The organism is Rhizobium sp. FKY42 (assembly GCF_005222835.1).
Lineage (GTDB): Bacteria > Pseudomonadota > Alphaproteobacteria > Rhizobiales > Rhizobiaceae > Neorhizobium.
Genome location: NZ_STGA01000029.1, coordinates 210,951 through 225,383, shown reverse-complemented (window position 1 = coordinate 225,383; position 14,433 = coordinate 210,951). Strand labels below are relative to the sequence as shown.

Genomic DNA, 14,433 nt, shown 5'->3' with positions numbered 1-14,433 from the left:
ACAGTCGATACGCACGAATCACGAAAACCTATCTTCTCTTTTCGACCCTTGAAAGCGAGAGGTCACGCGCACCGTCGACGAACTGCGCGGCTTGACGCCTCATCCCCGCGATGCCATCTCAGTTTCATGTGTGGACGCTATGCCTTGACCGCGACGCCGGAGGAGATCCTCGAATTCCTCAGCGTCATCGACATCGATGACTTTCCCAAGCGCTACAATATCGCGCCAACACAGCCTATCCTGCTCGTCGTGGCTGGCGAAAAAATGGCACCCGGAAGCAATCTTCCAGAGCGTCGTGCCGTACTGGCGCGTTGGGGGTTCTTGCCCGGATGGGTGAAGGATCCCAAGGATTTCCCATTGCTCATCAATGCACGCGCTGAAACGGCCATCGGCAAGGCATCGTTTCGTGCTGCCATGCGTCATCGGCGCGTCCTTGTCCCGGCATCGGGCTTCTACGAATGGCATAGACCTTCAAAGGAGGAGGGCGGAAAGGCGCAAGCCTACTGGATCCGTCCTCGCAACGGTGCCGTGGTCGCCTTCGCCGGTCTCATGGAAACATGGAGTTCTGCGGATGGTTCGGAAGTGGATACCGCCGCTATCCTCACAACCCATGCAAACGCATCAATCGCGCCCATCCACAACCGGATGCCAGTTGTCATCCAGCCGCAGGATTTCGAGCAGTGGCTTGATTGCAAGACGCAGGAGCCGCGCGATATCGAGCATCTGATGCAGCCAACGCAGGCAGATTTCTTTGAAGCAATCCCTGTATCAGATCTGGTGAACAAGGTTTCGAACATGGGGCCTGACGTTCAGACGCCCGTAGAGCCAAGCGTGAAGCTCAAGGCCGTGACAGCGGCGAAACCGGGAAGCGATCAACTGTCTCTGTTCTAGTCAGCCCCGCGCCATATGGCGCAGGCCGTTCTCCCAAGTGATTTTCAAGCGTTAAGCAATTATGCCTTCTTCAGGACATTGCGCTTCAGCATCAGAGCGGCAGCAACAACTGCTTTGATACCCAGGGGACGAAGAGGGGTGTGGAGTTCAGCGGTTTTCGGGTTCAGCGTCTGTGTTGCATTCTGGCTCATGAGTTTTCCTCCAAAAATGATTCTTTTGCCGCCTGTGCGGGCGGACTGTTTCGAAGAGGAAACAGGCGAAAATTTGTCTTGTCCAGAGTCAGAATAAAATTTGATATATTTTTTTAAATATTAATAATTCGTTATTTAGTGAGAGTGACGTTAATTATTCCCTGGCATTGCAGTGCAACATTGCTGCTGCACTGCATCAAACATTGGCGTGGTCGTCTTCAATTGTCAGTGTGCCATACCGCTTCTTCCAGGCACTGGCAGAGAAGGGCAGAAAGCAGAGATAGGCCGCGGCAGTCAGGGCCAGGATCTGCCAGGTAAAGCTCATCAGCAGGGCGACATAGACAACAACGCTTAGGAGGAGGGGCAGCATCAGATCGCGTCTCACGCGCGTTTCGGATTTGCCAGACCATACGGGAACACGGCTGACAAGCAGATAGCCAATCAGGAGCGTATAGCCGGTCGCAAGAATGGCGAATGATCGGTCAAGTTCGAGGCCGAGAAAGCCGAGATAGACCGGCAGCATGACGAGCATTGCTCCCATGGGTGCAGGCACGCCGACGAAAAACTCGGATTGCCATTTTGCCTTATACTCACGCTCGGCCATCACGTTGAAGCGCGCGAGCCGCAGGCCGGCCGCAATGGCGTAGATGAGTGCCGCGATCCAGCCGATAGAGCCGACCTTGTCGAGAATGAAAACATAGAGAACCAGCGCGGGCGCCACGCCGAAGTTGATGATGTCGGCGAGCGAATCCATCTGGACGCCGAATTTAGACGTCGCCTTCAGCGCGCGCGCGACGCGTCCGTCAATTCCATCCAGAAAGGCTGCCAGCAGGACCATGGCGACTGCGAGTTCGAAGCGGCTTTCGAAGGCCAGCCGAATGCCGGTCAGGCCTGCGCAGATTGCCAGCACGGTGATGAGGTTGGGCACCATCAGCCGAAGGGGAATTTCCCTCAGGCGCGGGCCACGTGCGTCATCATTGTCCTGCTGATCCGTTCTGGCCTGATCCTGCATGGCGATGTCCTGCTCTTGATCCTGATCAGTTGCGACGGCTGATGGTTGGGCCCTTGCCCGAGTTGAACTCGGCTATGACCGTTTCGCCGCAGATTGTGCGTTGTCCCAGAGATACACGCGGCTGACCACCTTCCGGCACGTAAATGTCAAGGCGAGAGCCGAAGCGGATAAGGCCGAAACGTTCACCCGCATCCAGCGGCTCGTTCTGATGCACAAAGCAGAGAATGCGACGCGCAACGAGACCGGCGATCTGCACGACACCCAGCTTGCCATGCTTTGTTTCGATCACCAGGCCATTGCGTTCATTATCGACGCTCGCCTTGTCCAGTTCCGCATTGACGAACTGGCCGGGGCGATAAACGATCTGTGACACGCGTCCGCGTGCGGGCGAGCGGTTCACATGGCAATCGAATACGTTCATGAACACGGAGATACGCAGCATCGGCTCGGAGCCAAGGTCGAGCTCGGCTGGAGGAACGACCATTTGTACCGAGGACACACGGCCATCTGCCGGGCTGACGATAATGTCGTCATCCTGCGGGATCACGCGCTCCGGGTCCCGGAAGAAGTAGGCACACCAGAGCGTTAGAACAAGGCCAATCCAGAACAGCGGCGCGGCAATGAGGCCGAGCAGCAGGGACGCTACGAAGAAGGCGATCACAAAGACATAGCCTTCCTTGTGAATCGGAACCAGCGTGTTGCGGATCGTGTCGAGCAGATTGACCAATGGTGTCTCCAGAATGTCGAGCTTCTTGATGCTTGGCTTAGCTGACTACAGGCAAACCGTTTTGGGGGCAATCCGGTTCCTGGGTTCGGCACATTCACGAGATCCCGAGAAAGACCGTGATTGGGTTTTGACCCTACGGTATGTACGTTATCGTTCAATCGTCCTCGATTGAACGATAACGTACATGCGGCAAGAAAAGATCGAAAGCGCGGCTCTACTGAATCCAATAAGGTGCGCCGCGCTTTAGTTCGCAGGCTCCCGGCGCACGACCACGCCCATGTCGTCACTTTCACGCACCTGACGAAGATGCTCTTCGGCCTGCGTTGCTTCCCGCTGCCTGTTCCACATGGAGGCGTAAAGACCGTTCTGCTCCAGAAGTGCGGCATGTGTGCCGCGTTCAGCGATCTCACCGTGACGCAAGACGATGATTTCATCTGCATTGATGACGGTCGAAAGCCGGTGCGCGATGACGAGCGTCGTGCGGTTCTTTGAAACCAGATCAAGCGCAGACTGAATTTCCTGTTCCGTGGTCGTATCAAGCGCGGATGTGGCTTCATCGAGGATGAGGATCGGTGGCGCCTTGAGGATGGTCCGGGCGATTGCGACGCGCTGCTTTTCGCCGCCGGAAAGCTTGAGGCCTCTTTCACCGACCATGGTTTTGAAACCGTCCGGCAGGCTGCGGATGAAGGTGCCGATCTGTGCTATTTCCGCGGCCTTCAGCACCTCGTCTTCGCTGGCGGAAATTCGTCCATAGCGAATGTTGTAGGCAATCGTGTCGTTGAACAGCACCGTGTCCTGCGGAACCATGCCGATGACGGATCGCAGGCTGGTCTGGGTCACATCGCGCACATCCTGCCCGTCGATTGTTATGGCACCCTGCTGAATATCGTAGAACCGGTAAAGCAACCGCGAAATCGTGGATTTTCCTGCACCCGATGGCCCGACGATGGCGACCGTTTTCCCGGACGGAACCTCGAAGGAAATGCCCTTCAGGATCGGACGCTCGGAATCATAGGCAAAATGAACATTCTCGAAGCGAATGGCACCCTGCGCAATTGCCAGCGGCTTCGCATCCGGCTTGTCGACAACTTCCGCCTTCACATCCAGCAGGTCAAACATCTGCTCGATATCCGTCAGGCCCTGGCGAATTTCGCGATAAACGAAACCGATGAAATTGAGCGGCACCGAGAGCTGAATGAGCAAGGCATTCACGAACACGAAATCGCCGATTGTCTGTTCCCCGCGTTGAACGGCAAGCGCCGACATCACCATCATGATCGTCGTGCCGAGACCAAAAATTACGCCCTGACCGAAGTTCAGCCAGCCGAGAGATGTCCAGACCTGGGTTGCGGATTTTTCATAGCGCGCCATGGAGGCGTCGAAACGCTCGGCTTCCATCTTCTCGTTGCCGAAGTATTTGACGGTCTCGAAGTTCAGCAGCGAATCGATAGCCTTTGTGTTGGCGTCGGTATCGCTCGCATTCATGGAGCGGCGAATGCTGATGCGCCAATCGCTGGCCTTCACGGTGAACCAGATATAGGCCCATACGGTTACTGCCGTAATTGCCACATAGGTAAAGCCGTAGCTGATCCAGAAGATGGCCGCTGTCAGAATAAACTCGATCAGCGTGGGCGCTGAATTGAGAATGGTGAAGCGGACGATCGTTTCGATCCCCTTGGTTCCGCGCTCGATGATACGCGAAAGGCCGCCTGTCTTGCGCTCCAGATGGAAGCGCAGAGACAGTTGATGCATGTGCACGAAGGTACGATAGGCAAGCTGGCGCACCGCATACTGGCCAACGCTGGCAAACAGCGAATCGCGCAACTGGTTGAGGCCGAGCTGGATGATTCGCGTTACATTATAGGCAATGACCAAAGCGACGGCGCCCAGGAGGAACATCGGCAGTACGCCAACCATATCCAGCTTGCCGTTCAGGGCATCGGTGGCCCACTTGAAGAAGTAGGGAACCCCGATCAGCACCAGCTTCGCAACAATCAGAAAGACCGTCGCCCAAACGACACGCGCTTTCAGATCGCTTCGTCCTGCTGGCCACATGTACGGCCAAAGGTTCACGATCGTTGCGAACGGATTGCTTGCGTCCGCCGATACGGTCTTCTGTTTGTTCTGCATGACTGCCTCCGGAAGGAGGTTCTGTTTAAGGCCTGCTTACGCTGATCGCAACGCAATTCAGGCATAGGCCGGGAAGCAGTTCATCATAAAATCAGAGCCGCAGAAGCGGCTCCAATCTCGTTTCAGGTCTTGTTCAAGCGCTGCCTATGCAGTTTTTCTGCCTCTGTTTCCGGCATGGCGTCCTTCGGGACGCCAAATATCTGGCCTGGCTGGATAATGTCCGGGTTTGCAATCTGATCCTGGTTTGCCAGATAGATAGTCGTGTAGCGGACACCCTGGCCGTAGACGCGACGGGAAATCTGCCAGAGCGTATCCCCACGGCGAATGATCACCGACGCCGCATCGCTCTGCGTCAAAGGAGCCTGCGCAATTGTCCTGGGCGCGCCCGTATCCTGATTGGTCGCAGGTGGGGTTGCCTGGGCTGTCGAAGGCGCAGACGGCAGGGTGGAAGAGGTAACGCGCGCGATCATTGCGCTCAGTGTCCCCAAGTTCTTTCGAATGGCTTCGACATCTTTCGGTAGCGCTTCAAGGGCAGCCAGAGCATCCGCCGCGGCCTTGATCGTTGTGTCCGCAATCCCTGCGGCGTTGGCGCTGACACCGGCCGGCAGACGGTACTCCGTCAGCGACCGTAGTGAAATGGTCACGGCGGAACGCGCTGCTGCGACCTGCTCAAGACTTGGCGTCGCATTGTTGGCGTAGAGGTTCTGCAGCAGTTGGAAGGCCTTGGCCACTTCGTTGCGCAGTTTGTCGAAGGCCCCGGCGTCGATGGGTGTCAGGCTCGCCGCAGAATTCTGTTGCGTCGCAACGGCAGCCACCTGATCTCCGGCGGGACGGTTGAACGGAACTTCGACGCGAACAATGATCTTGTCGTCTGCGCCGATCTGATCGACGGCAATTGTATGCTGCCCGACCGTGAGTTCGCGAACGCCGTCAATGACAAAACTTCCGTCACTGCCTGCGATTGTCTGGCCAATGACCTGTCCATCAGCATACGCCTTGAGACGCGAACCGGGCTTTGCGACGCCCGCGACGAAAAGCTTGCTTCCCTCGACCTCTACGGCACTAATTTGAAGATCAGCCTTGCCCGCGTCCGGCGATTTTGGCGCCGCAGTTGCCGCAGCCTGGGGACTCGCGTTTTGCTGTGCTGGAGCTGTGCCTGTTGCAGGCGCTGCGACCGTCGGCTGTTGCTGCTGAGGCTTGGTAGACGGTTGGGCAACCGGAGCATTCATGACCTGTGGGGCAGGTTTCGCAGGTTCGGCCGATGGCTGTGCGGACGATGCATCAGGCGCAGTTGTTGCGACACGGTCGGTCTTCGCGGGCGCCGTCGGCTTGGCGATGATGCGGCTGGCTTCGCCCGGCTTTGTGACCATGGCCAGCAATTCTGTTTCCTTGCCCTGGGGAACGGAGACTGTCGCTATTTCTTCGGAGATCACCGTCTTGCCATCTGGGCTCGTGGCTTTGAGGACCAGTTGGTGGTCGCCCGGAGAAAGCGGCTTGTCAAGAATGGCCACGAACTCACCAGCCTTGTCGACTGTGGTCGTGGCAACCGTGTTCGCTTGATCAGTGACTTCCAGCTTGGAGCCTGGAGCCGCGCGACCTGCAATTACCGTGGAGCCATCGGGCTCGACGCGAAGAACGTCGAATGTCGGAATGATGACAGGAGCCTCGGCCTTCTGCGGTGCAGGCGAAGCCGGTGCCGTCGCGGGCTTTTCTGGTGTGGGCAGGACATCCTGCTTCGCCTCGGCCTGCGGTTTTGCACCCTTGTCTGCCGTCGTGGTTTGTGATGCCGAACTTTCCGTTGCGGCCGGTGTCGGCGCCTGGGTTGCCGGTGCTGCAGGGGTCATTGCAGTCGTCTGCGGCTTCTCATCGCCCGATAGCCGGGGCATGACGAAAAACACCATCAACAGGGTTGCGACAGCAAGAACAGCAAGAGCGAGCCAACCGGCACGATTATGGATCATCAAAACCTCTCCTGGCGTCACCGCGCCAACGGTTCCGGATTACAGTGTTCATCGAGAGTTAACAAGGATTCGCCGTCTTTTGCACTTGCTCACAGCTTGATTCCCCGTCACTTTTGGCGACAGGGCCGTGAACTTCGGCATCCGATACATGAAATACGGAGAACGCTGTGCCAATTCGATCCATTTGTGCTTACTGTGGCTCACAGCCGGGACGAGACCCCGCCTATGTTTCGGCGGGTAGAACACTGGGCAGGTCCATCGCTGCACATGGCCTCAATCTGGTCTATGGCGGCGGTACAAAAGGCATCATGGGGGCGGTCGCCTCTGGCGTTCTCTCCAATGGCGGAAAAGTCACCGGCATCATCCCGGAATTCCTCGTGGATATGGAGGCAACGCGCCATTCTCTCGGCCAACTGAATGAGCTTATCATCACCGCGGATATGCACGAGCGCAAACACAAGATGTTCGAGCGCGCCGATGCCTTCGTCACACTGCCGGGTGGAATTGGAACCCTGGAGGAGATCGTAGAAATCATGACCTGGGCGCAGCTTGGCCGCCATGGAAAGCCGATGGTGTTTGCCAATATCGGCGGATTCTGGGATCCAATGCTGGAACTCATCGATCACATGAAGAGGCAGGGCTTCATCCACAACGCCAATCTGGTTCAGCCACTTGTCATCGATAATGTGGAGGATATCGTTCCCGCAATCATGGATGCCTGGGGCGATGCTCCTTTGGCAAAAGGTGACAGCAGCGTGATCGAGCGCCTTTAATCCACGATAAACAGCAACGCACCTGTTTTGGTGTAGGACCGGTGAGGCTCGGCATGATCAGCGACCTGGTAACTTGTGCCGGGCTTCAGGGTAAATACGCGTCCATCTGCAAGTTCGGTGACCATCTCGCCTTCCAGGCACAGAAGGATATGGCCCTTCTCGCACCAGTGATCCGCCCTGTAGCCCGGCGTATATTCCACCATACGAACACGGATGTCGCCAAACTTCTGCGTTCGCCAGTAGGCCCGACCCGTTTCGCCGAAATGCTCGGTGCGCTCAATCTGCGACCAGTCCGTCGTCCCGAACGGAATATTGGACATTTTCATGACGCACCTCCCGTCTTAGCGCGCGCGGTAGTTTCGTAGCATCGATACGCTATAGAGAGCCAGAGCTGACCAGATGAGAACGAAGGCAAACAGCTTTACGGGGTTCATCGGCTCATGGAAGACGAAGATCGCAATCAGGAACACGAAGGTTGGCGTCATATATTGCATGATGCCAATGGTGGATAGTCTGAGAAGCTTTGCCGCATTGGCGTAAATCATCAGCGGAATAGCAGTGAACAGGCCAGCGGAAGCCAGAAGCCAGCTGTCCGATTCTGTTCCATTGGTCAGGTGGCCCACGCCATGGACTTCGAGCCAGACAATATACGGCAAGGCAAAAACTGTGAGGATTGCAACTTCGAGAAAGAACCCCTGATTGGGCCCCACGGGCAGTGTCTTGCGAAACAGGGCGTAAAAGCCCCAGCTGATGCTGAGAGTCAGCGAGATCCATGGCAGACGACCGGCGTCCCATGTCAGGATACCAACGGCCACGAATGCAAGTGAGATGGCAGCCTTCTGGGCATTCGTCATTCGCTCCTTCAGCAATATCGCCCCTAGCATGATGCTGAAAAGCGGATTGATGAAATAGCCGAGCGCCGCCTCGATCGCATGCCCTGAACCCACCGCATAGACATAGGTGCACCAGTTCACGGTAATCAGGCATGCCGTCACCAGAGCCATGGCCATGGTCTTGCCAGAGTGGACCGCTGCCTTCAGGTCACCAATGCGGCGGGTAACAAGCAGAACAACTGCTGCCAGCGGCAAGGACCACACGACACGGTGTGCCAACACTTCAAAAGGCGAAAGATGCGAAAGCATCTTGAGGTAGATTGGCATGAAGCCCCAGAGGCCATAGGCGGCAAAGGCATAGGCAAATCCCTTCGGCGTGTCGCCATTCAGGGCAGGGTTTGTTTCGCTGCTTGCCATTCTGCATGCCTTTCTTTGCCGCAAGCGCAACCGTCTACGCCTGATCCACAGGCGTAACCAATTCATTTCGCTGAAGCGAATATTCCAGAATGTGAAGCTTTGCCGCAGCCGATTATTCTGCCGCGATCTTGCCTGCCATGTGCCGGTTCTTCATCAGCTTGTAGATGATGGAATCGATCAGCGCCTGGAAGGAGGCGTCGATTATGTTTTCCGAAACGCCCACGGTCCACCAACGAGTTCCGTCGCCATCCATGGATTCGATGAGAACGCGGGTGATCGCCTCGGTGCCGCCATTGAGAATGCGCACCTTGTAATCCACCAGTTCGAGTTCTTCGATCTCTCTGTTGAATTTGCCAAGATCCTTGCGCAAGGCCAGATCCAGCGCGTTGACCGGACCGTCACCCTCAGCGACTGACATAATGCGGTGACCGTCGATGATCAGGCGAACCACAGCCTCCGACACGGTCTTCAACTGTCCATTTGCGTCAAACCGCCGTTCCACCATCACGCGGAAACCTTCGATATCGAAGAAATGCGGAATGGTGCCGAGAGTGCGTCTGGCCAGAAGCTCGAAGCTCGCATCTGCCCCTTCATAGGCATAGCCTTGGGCCTCGCGCTCCTTGACGATGGAAATCAGCGTATCGAGACGCGGGTCATCTTTCGCGACGTCCAGCCCGATGCGCTTCAGGGCGTTAAGGAAGTTGGACTTGCCTCCCTGGTCAGACACCATGACCTTGCGAAAGTTGCCAACGCTTTCCGGCACCACATGCTCGTAGGTACGCGGGTCTTTCAGCAGAGCGGAGGCATGAATGCCTGCTTTTGTCGCGAAGGCGGATGCGCCCACATAAGGTGCCTGCGCATGCGGCGAGCGGTTCAGCAATTCATCGAAGGCATGAGACAGTCGGGTGAGGCCGGTTAGGCGATCAGCATCGATCGCAGTTTCAAATCGGTCCGAGTAAACCTTCTTCAAGGCGAGGGTGGGGATCAGCGTGATGAGATTTGCATTGCCGCAACGCTCGCCAATGCCATTTAGCGTTCCCTGGATCTGGCGAACACCGGCCTCCACTGCAGCCAGCGAATTGGCAATGGCCTGACCTGTATCGTCATGCGCATGGATTCCCAATGACGCGCCGGGAATGCCGGATGCGATGACGGCGGAAACGATTCTGCGCACTTCGTCCGGCTGGGTACCGCCATTCGTATCACAGAGAACCACCCAGCGCGCACCCGCCTCATAGGCCGTCTTTGCACAGGCCAGCGCATAGTCCGGATTGGCCTTGTAGCCATCGAAAAAGTGCTCGCAGTCAATCAGGCTTTCACGACCTGAGGCTATCACAGCCTTTACGCTGTCCCGGATCGACTCAATATTTTCTTCGTTGGTGCAGCCGAGAGCCACTGCGACATGATAGTCCCAGCTCTTCGCGACAAGACAGATCGCATCGGCTTTCGATTGTAAAAGAGCAACCAGACCAGGATCGTTGGCAGCCGAGACCCCCGCACGTTTCGTCATGCCGAATGCAGTAAATTTGGCCGCATGCGTTTGCTTGCGTGCGAAAAATGCGGTGTCGGTTGGGTTGGCACCGGGGTAGCCGCCTTCCACATAATCGATGCCGAACTCGTCGAGAAGCTTCGAAATCGCGATCTTGTCTTCAACGGAAAAATCGATGCCGGGCGTCTGCTGCCCGTCACGAAGTGTCGTGTCGAAAAGATAGATGCGTTCCATACTCATCAGTTGCGCCTCCCCGGGCCGCAGAATTTTGTCACCGGCCCATCCGGGCCAAAAGCTTGCTTCAGTCCGTCTTGCCGGCAAAACGGTCCGTTACCCGGATCAGTTGATCCAGAATGCCGGGCTCCAGATAGGCGTGACCGGCTCCTTCGATGAGGTGAAAATCAGCCTTCGGCCAAGCCTTGTGCAGAGCCCAGGCATATTTTGCCGGGCAGGGCATGTCGTAGCGTCCGTGAATAATGGTGCCGGGAATATCCTTCAGTCTATAGGCATCCCGCAGCAATTGCCCTTCTTCCAGCCAGCCGGCGTGAACGAAATAGTGGTTTTCGATCCGCGCAAATGCCAGCGCATAATCATCCTCTTCAAACGTGCCGGAATAGGCTGGGTTGGGCAGAAGCGTAATCGTCTCGCCCTCCCAGATGCTCCAGGCGCGGGCGCAACGCAGCTGCTCCTCGCGGTCATCACCCACCAGACGGCGGCGATAGGCGGCCATCATCTCGTGCCGTTCATCTTCTGGAATGGGAGCCTGAAAACGCTCCCACTTGTCGGGGAACATCTCGGAGACACCGAACTGATAGTACCAGTCGAGTTCCGCTTTGGTGAGGGTGTAGATGCCGCGCAGCACGAGTTCGGACACACGGTCGGCATGGGTTTGCGAGTAGGCAAGCGCCAGCGTGGAACCCCAGGAGCCGCCGAAGACCAGCCATTTCTCGACGCCCATCATCTCCCGCAGGCGTTCGATATCTGCCACCAGATGCCAGGTCGTGTTGTTCTCAAGGCTGGCATTCGGCGTGCTTTTGCCGCAGCCGCGCTGGTCGAACAAAATCACATCGTAAAGTGCCGGGTCGAACAGACGCCGCTGGGTTGGGCTGATGGTGCCGCCGGGACCGCCATGCAGAAAGACCGCAGGCTTCGCCCCCTTCGTCCCGACCCGCTCCCAGTAGACCTGATGACCATCGCCGGTTTCCAGAAAACCGGTCTCGAAGGGCTCTGTCTCGGGATAAAATGTCCGCAACTCGCTCATGTCATTCGTCCTTCGGCGGCCATTCGGCCGTATCGTGATCCGGGTGCTGGTAGGTCTTCCGGGCAACAGCTGTAAGCCAATCGGCGGACACCTCCTGAGCCTCATCGGGCAACTCAGACAGATTGTGAAAAAAGGATAGGCGCGAGCCTTGGCCGGATTGCAAGGTCGGTTTGGCCATTTCCGGTTCGTCCAGAGAGCCAAGCGTTACATTGATACCCTCAGAATTGACCGGCTCGAAAAAGAGTGGTGTGCCGCAGGCCTGGCAAAACCCCCGCCTAACCATATCTGAAGACCGGAACCAGCTCGGCGCCCCGCGCGTCAGAGTGAAGCTTTCACGTTGGACCCAGCCCAAGGGCATGAAGTAGTTGCCGGATGCCTTCTGGCACATGCGACAATGGCATATGTGCGGATTACCGATGTCACCATCGATCCGATACCGTACAGCTCCGCATTGGCATCCACCGGAAAAGGCCACCGCTATTCGTCCTTCGGCGGCCACTCGGCCGTATCGTGGTCCGGGTGCTGGTAGCTTTCGACTGATGCCCATTTTGCATCGTATTCAGGACTAGAAAACTGCGTCTTCTCAAACAGGTGATCGATCCAGGGCAAGCGATGGCTATAGTTTACCTGGATTTCCGGCTCGATGAGTTCCGGGTGGTCGAATGCGCCGATGGCGATCTCTACCCCCTCATCAGATTGATAGGTGAGGGGCGTTCCGCATTTCGGGCAAAAACCACGCTTCACCTTGGCGGATGAGCGAAAGAGGCTAGGCTGCCCACGCGTCCATGTGAGATGTGCCTGATCAGCCGTGACGAGCGCACCGAAGAAGCTGCCGAACTGCTTCTGGCACATGCGGCAATGACAGATCGAGGCCCTTCCAAGCTTTTCAGCCCGAAAGCGAACCGCGCCACACTGGCATCCGCCGGTAAATACGCCTTCCATCATGCCTCTCCTACCTCAAACTTACATAGACAACCACGCCGATCGTGATCGCGGCAACCAGAACACCTTTTGCAATGAGCCCGTAAAGCAGCCATTTCGGCATTTTGGTGTTCGGGTTCTCAGCCATCGGCCTTCTGTCCTGTTAGCGCTTCATGTCCCAGGTGGTGACGCGTTCGCCGGTATCCTTGTCTTTGCTGTCCTTCAGCTGGATGCCCTTGGCTGCCAGCTCATCGCGAATTCGATCTGCTTCTGCGAAATTCTTGGCTTTCAGCAGTTCGAGGCGCTCTTGGACTTTTGTGAAGATGAAATTTTGCTCTGCGGGAGAGGTTTCCTCACCTTCGAAGAAAAGAGCGAAATCAAAACCCAACAAGTCAATCAAGTTGATAAAATCGTCAACTGCTTCAAGCTCTCCAGCGGCGATTTCCCTGCCAAGCCTGCTAATTGCCGCAATCAATGCAGGGGTATTCAAGTCTTCTTGTAGATACATAAGCAACTGCGTCCCTACCGGACCAAAATGTGCGGGGCCGATGGAATTCTTCCAAGGCACAATTGCTCGTGATTCCACCAACCGAAGGGTGTCAGCCCATTTTTTGAAAATTTTTTCTGCCTCTTCCAGCCGCTTGACGGAAAAGTCGATCGGCTCGCTGTAATGCGTCATCAGCATGGCAAGGCGCAGCACTTCGCCTGGCCATTTGCGACCGCCGAACTTTTCCGTTTCCAGAAGTTCGTTGATGGTCACGAAATTGCCTTCCGACTTCGACATCTTGCGGCCTTCGACCTGCACGAAGCCATTGTGCATCCACACATTGGCCATCACATGCGTGTCGTGTGCGCAGCGGGACTGGGCAATTTCGTTTTCATGATGCGGGAAGATGAGATCCAGTCCACCGCCATGAATATCGAAGGTTTCGCCCAGATAGCGTGCGCTCATTGCCGAGCATTCGATATGCCAGCCGGGACGGCCACGACCCCAGGGGCTTGGCCAGCCGGGTTCGCTTTCGCTGGAAGCCTTCCAGAGCACGAAATCGCCGGGGTTCTTCTTGTGAGCATCGACGGCGATGCGCGCACCGGCCTGCTGCTCATCCAGCGGACGCTTGGAAAGCTGGCCGTAATCGCTCATGGAGCGCGTATCGAACAGCACTTCGCCTTCTGCCGCATAGGCATGGCCGCGGGCAATCAGCTTCTCGATGATGTCGATCATCTGGGTAATGTTGTCAGTGGCACGCGGCTGCACGGTCGGCTCCAGGCAGCCAAGTGCCTTCACATCCGCCTGGAACTGCTGCTCGGTGCGCTCGGTGACGGCACGGATCGCTTCGTTGAGAGGCAGGCCCGGATGATCGCGCAAAGCCCGCGCGTTGATCTTGTCATCCACGTCGGTGATGTTGCGGGCATAGGTCACCTGTCCCTCGCCATAAACATGGCGCAGCAGACGGAAGAGAACATCGAACACGATGACCGGGCGCGCATTACCAATATGCGCGAAATCATAAACGGTGGGACCGCAGACATACATGCGCACATTGTTCGGGTCGATTGGCTGGAATTCAGCCTTCTCGCGGGTCAGCGTGTTGTAAAGCTTGAGCTTGAGGCTCATGGACAGTCTCTCCCGAATGAAATTCCCCCACCGGCCGGAACCGGTTCCCTTGTCTTCTTGGAATTTCGAGAGACGAGAACGGCCAGGCCAGCGAAACGCTAGCGAATAATAATCCCGCAAATGATGCAGCAGTTGGCCTTGTTCATGGGGCAAAGCTTATGGCGCGAGAGCCAGTAATGGTCAAGGGGGCGTCAAGGCGCAAACGTTCGCTG

14 protein-coding genes are annotated in these 14,433 nt (G+C 56.7%); 2 read left to right on the top strand and 12 right to left on the bottom strand.

The genetic code is table 11. The annotated features are described in order from the left end of the window. Window positions 1–126 precede the first annotated feature (126 nt). The gene (locus tag E8M78_RS11890) at window positions 127–891 is read left to right on the top strand and encodes an SOS response-associated peptidase (protein WP_137135246.1); all 765 of its coding nucleotides are present in this window, start codon (window positions 127–129) and stop codon (window positions 889–891) included. 59 nt (window positions 892–950) lie between these two features. Here E8M78_RS11890 and E8M78_RS24040 read toward each other — a convergent pair whose 3' ends face one another. From E8M78_RS24040 to E8M78_RS11870, 5 genes are all read right to left on the bottom strand, one after another. Next, the gene (locus E8M78_RS24040) at window positions 951–1,082 is read right to left on the bottom strand and encodes a hypothetical protein (RefSeq protein ID WP_281405061.1); all 132 of its coding nucleotides are present in this window, start codon (window positions 1,080–1,082) and stop codon (window positions 951–953) included. 196 nt (window positions 1,083–1,278) lie between these two features. Beyond that, window positions 1,279–2,094, bottom strand: coding sequence for a CDP-diacylglycerol--serine O-phosphatidyltransferase (gene pssA / locus E8M78_RS11885; protein ID WP_137135245.1), 816 nt, complete (start codon window positions 2,092–2,094; stop codon window positions 1,279–1,281). 25 nt (window positions 2,095–2,119) lie between these two features. Then, complete coding sequence (locus E8M78_RS11880; RefSeq protein ID WP_137135244.1) at window positions 2,120–2,821, bottom strand: phosphatidylserine decarboxylase; 702 nt, start codon at window positions 2,819–2,821, stop codon at window positions 2,120–2,122. Between the two features lie 243 nt (window positions 2,822–3,064). After that, window positions 3,065–4,951, bottom strand: a complete 1,887-nt coding sequence (locus E8M78_RS11875) for an ABC transporter ATP-binding protein/permease (RefSeq protein WP_137135243.1) — start codon at window positions 4,949–4,951, stop codon at window positions 3,065–3,067. 122 nt (window positions 4,952–5,073) lie between these two features. Continuing rightward, window positions 5,074–6,912 carry a LysM peptidoglycan-binding domain-containing protein gene (locus E8M78_RS11870; RefSeq protein WP_137135242.1) on the bottom strand — a complete coding sequence of 613 codons (1,839 nt, stop codon included), beginning with the start codon at window positions 6,910–6,912 and terminating at the stop codon, window positions 5,074–5,076. A 167-nt stretch (window positions 6,913–7,079) separates the two neighbouring features. Here E8M78_RS11870 and E8M78_RS11865 point away from each other — a divergent pair, with 167 nt between their 5' ends. After that, window positions 7,080–7,685 (top strand): TIGR00730 family Rossman fold protein, encoded by a 606-nt coding sequence (locus tag E8M78_RS11865; RefSeq protein WP_137135241.1) that lies wholly within the window; start codon window positions 7,080–7,082, stop codon window positions 7,683–7,685. Here the strand turns inward: E8M78_RS11865 and E8M78_RS11860 are convergent. The 7 genes from E8M78_RS11860 to cysS all read right to left on the bottom strand — a co-directional run bounded on the left by E8M78_RS11860 (window position 7,682) and on the right by cysS (window position 14,227). Further along, the gene (locus E8M78_RS11860) at window positions 7,682–8,011 is read right to left on the bottom strand and encodes a DHCW motif cupin fold protein (protein WP_137135240.1); all 330 of its coding nucleotides are present in this window, start codon (window positions 8,009–8,011) and stop codon (window positions 7,682–7,684) included. The two genes, E8M78_RS11865 and E8M78_RS11860, sit on opposite strands and share 4 nt — an antisense overlap. A gap of 15 nt (window positions 8,012–8,026) precedes the next feature. Further along, entirely contained in the window at window positions 8,027–8,935 is a 909-nt protein-coding gene (gene rarD, locus E8M78_RS11855) for an EamA family transporter RarD (protein WP_137135239.1), read from the bottom strand. A 112-nt stretch (window positions 8,936–9,047) separates the two neighbouring features. Beyond that, on the bottom strand, window positions 9,048–10,664 hold the full coding sequence (cimA, locus tag E8M78_RS11850; protein WP_137135238.1) for a citramalate synthase: 1,617 nt from the start codon (window positions 10,662–10,664) through the stop codon (window positions 9,048–9,050). Between the two features lie 61 nt (window positions 10,665–10,725). Further along, window positions 10,726–11,685 carry a prolyl aminopeptidase gene (gene pip / locus E8M78_RS11845; RefSeq protein ID WP_137135237.1) on the bottom strand — a complete coding sequence of 320 codons (960 nt, stop codon included), beginning with the start codon at window positions 11,683–11,685 and terminating at the stop codon, window positions 10,726–10,728. Between the two features lies 1 nt (window position 11,686). After that, a complete protein-coding gene (locus E8M78_RS11840) occupies window positions 11,687–12,166 on the bottom strand; it encodes a GFA family protein (RefSeq protein ID WP_281405071.1) in 480 nt (159 codons plus the stop codon). Beyond that, window positions 12,163–12,630: a GFA family protein gene (locus E8M78_RS11835; protein ID WP_137135235.1), complete on the bottom strand. Its 468-nt coding sequence runs from the start codon at window positions 12,628–12,630 to the stop codon at window positions 12,163–12,165. Before E8M78_RS11835 ends, E8M78_RS11840 begins: the two co-directional genes overlap by 4 nt. Before the next feature lie 139 nt (window positions 12,631–12,769). Then, on the bottom strand, window positions 12,770–14,227 hold the full coding sequence (gene cysS, locus E8M78_RS11830; protein WP_137135889.1) for a cysteine--tRNA ligase: 1,458 nt from the start codon (window positions 14,225–14,227) through the stop codon (window positions 12,770–12,772). Between the last annotated feature and the right edge of the window lie 206 nt (window positions 14,228–14,433).

Coding starts and splice junctions, on each gene's coding strand:
- rarD (WP_137135239.1), bottom strand. CDS start 8,935: ATGGCAAGCAGCGAAACAAACCCTGCCCTGAATGGCGACACGCCGAAG.
- E8M78_RS11870 (WP_137135242.1), bottom strand. CDS start 6,912: ATGATCCATAATCGTGCCGGTTGGCTCGCTCTTGCTGTTCTTGCTGTC.
- E8M78_RS11835 (WP_137135235.1), bottom strand. CDS start 12,630: ATGATGGAAGGCGTATTTACCGGCGGATGCCAGTGTGGCGCGGTTCGC.
- E8M78_RS11860 (WP_137135240.1), bottom strand. CDS start 8,011: ATGAAAATGTCCAATATTCCGTTCGGGACGACGGACTGGTCGCAGATT.
- E8M78_RS24040 (WP_281405061.1), bottom strand. CDS start 1,082: ATGAGCCAGAATGCAACACAGACGCTGAACCCGAAAACCGCTGAACTC.
- pip (WP_137135237.1), bottom strand. CDS start 11,685: ATGAGCGAGTTGCGGACATTTTATCCCGAGACAGAGCCCTTCGAGACC.
- cimA (WP_137135238.1), bottom strand. CDS start 10,664: ATGAGTATGGAACGCATCTATCTTTTCGACACGACACTTCGTGACGGG.
- pssA (WP_137135245.1), bottom strand. CDS start 2,094: ATGCAGGATCAGGCCAGAACGGATCAGCAGGACAATGATGACGCACGT.
- E8M78_RS11890 (WP_137135246.1), top strand. CDS start 127: ATGTGTGGACGCTATGCCTTGACCGCGACGCCGGAGGAGATCCTCGAA.
- E8M78_RS11875 (WP_137135243.1), bottom strand. CDS start 4,951: ATGCAGAACAAACAGAAGACCGTATCGGCGGACGCAAGCAATCCGTTC.